Source organism: Kitasatospora sp. MY 5-36, assembly GCF_001182915.1.
Classification (GTDB): domain Bacteria; phylum Actinomycetota; class Actinomycetes; order Streptomycetales; family Streptomycetaceae; genus Kitasatospora.
Window position 1 is genome coordinate 1 of sequence record NZ_LFVW01001073.1, and the last position, 2,094, is coordinate 2,094.

Below are 2,094 nucleotides of genomic sequence, written 5' to 3' on the forward strand. Positions count from 1 at the left end.
CCCCCGGCACCCGCCGCACCGGTCGGCGGCAGCCCGCCACCGCCCTGGACGCGCTCGCCGCCTCCTTCGGGCTCACCCCCTTCGAGCGGGACGTCCTCGTGCTGGCCGCCGCGCCCGAGATCGACCCCACCGCCGCCGCCCGGTGCGCCGCGTCGGGCGGCGACCCCGGGCGCGGGTACCCGACCTTCTCGCTCGCCCTCGCCGCCCTGGACCGGCCGCACTGGAGCGCGCTCACCCCGGTGGGCCCGCTGCGCCGCTTCCGGCTGGTCGAACTGGACGACGAGACGGCGCTCACCGCCTCCCGGCTGCGGATCGACGAGCGGGTGCTGCACTTCCTGGTCGGCGTGCCGTACCTGGACGTACGGCTGCACGGCCTGCTCACCCGGGTCGGGCCGCCCGGCGAACTGCCCGAACCCCACGAGCGGTGCGCGGCCGAGCTGGCCCAGGGGTGGTCCGCGGCCGGACTGACCGGCCCGCCGCACGCCGAGCTGAGCGGCGCCGACCGCCGCACCCGCTGGGAGATCGCCTCGGCGGCCGCCCACCGCTCCGGGCTCGGCCTCTACGTCGCGCACCGCGAGGACCTGCCCACCGAGCCCGCCGAGCGCGAGCAGCTCGCCCGGCTGTGGCAGCGGGAGGCGATCCTGATCCCGGCCGCGCTGCTGGTCGAGGACGGGGAGCCGATCCGGGAGCAGCCGCGGTCCCCGAACGGCGCGGAGGCCTTCCTCGCCAGCCTGGCGGTGCCGCTGGTGGTGTCCGGCGACGAGCCCCGGCCGGCCGGGGCCTCCGACCGCGCCCGGCTGACCGTGCCCACGCTCGGCCCCGAGGAGCAGCTGGGCATCTGGACCGAGGCGCTGGACGGCGCGCCGGGCATCGCCGAGGCCGAACTCCGGGCGCTGGCCGCGCAGTTCTCCCTGCCCGGCCATGTGATCCGGTCGGCCGCCGCGACGGCCCGGCGGGCGGCCGAGAAGGACCAGGACGTCGGCGAACTGGCCTGGCACGCCGGGCTGGTGGAGGCCCGGATGTCCCTGGACGAGCTGGGCCGGCGGGTCGAGCCGCGCGCCGACTGGGAGGACCTGGTCCTGGAGGAGCGCCAGCGCGCGACGCTGCGCGAGATCGTCGCCCACGTCCGCCGACGCGGCACGGTCTACCAGGAGTGGGGCTTCGAGTCGGTGCTGCGGCGCGGCCTGGGGGTGACCGCGCTGTTCGCCGGCGGATCGGGCACCGGAAAGACGCTGGCGGCCGAGGTCGTCGCCGGGCGGCTCGGGGTGGACCTGTTCGTCATCGACCTCTCCCAGGTCGTCAGCAAGTACATCGGCGAGACCGAGAAGAACCTCCGGCGGGTCTTCGACGCGGCCGAACGCGGCGGCGCGCTGCTGCTGTTCGACGAGGCCGACGCGCTGTTCGGCAAACGCAGCGAGATCAAGGACAGCCACGACCGCTACGCCAACCTGGAGGTCAGCTACCTGCTGATGCGCATGGAGGCCTACCGGGGCCTGGCCGTGCTCACCACCAACATGAAGAAGGCGCTGGACCCGGCGTTCATGCGGCGGATCAGGTTCGTGGTCGACTTCCCGTTCCCCGGGGTGCCGGAACGCGCCGAGATCTGGCGGCGGGTCATCCCCCGGCGGACCCCCAGCGAGGGCCTCGACCCCGAGCGGCTCGCCCAACTGACCGTGGCCGGCGGCTCGATCCGCAACATCGCGCTGTCCGCGGCCTTCCTGGCCGCCGACGAGGGCTGCCCGGTGCAGATGCGGCACATGCTGGCCGCCGCGCGCACCGAGTACCTGAAGCTGGAGCGCTCGCTGTCGCCCTCGGAGGTCGGCGGATGGGTGTGAACGCGCGGGACGGAGGCGGGCCGGGAACCCCCGAACACCCGGGTGCCGGACGGATCGAGGTCGAGATCGGCGAGCTGGTCCTCGACGGCTTCGACCGGATCGACCACGAGCGGCTGACGACGGCGTTCCGCGGCGAGCTGGCCCGCCTGGTCGAGACGCGCGGCGTACCGCTCGCGGCGGGCGGCGACCGCGCGCTGGACCTGCTCTCCGGGCTGCCGCCGCTGCCGGCGGGCGCCTCACCGCAGCGGCTCGGCGAGGC

Annotated in this window: 2 protein-coding genes; both read left to right on the forward strand. The window is 75.8% G+C overall.

Annotated elements, in window-relative coordinates:
* Positions 1-1,835 (forward strand): ATP-binding protein (locus tag AE652_RS40190; protein WP_049660683.1); only part of this gene is annotated, 1,835 nt, incomplete at its 5' end.
* The coding region (locus AE652_RS40195) for a hypothetical protein (RefSeq protein ID WP_049660684.1) at positions 1,826-2,094 on the forward strand (269 nt) is incomplete at its 3' end. The genes AE652_RS40190 and AE652_RS40195, both read left to right, overlap by 10 nt.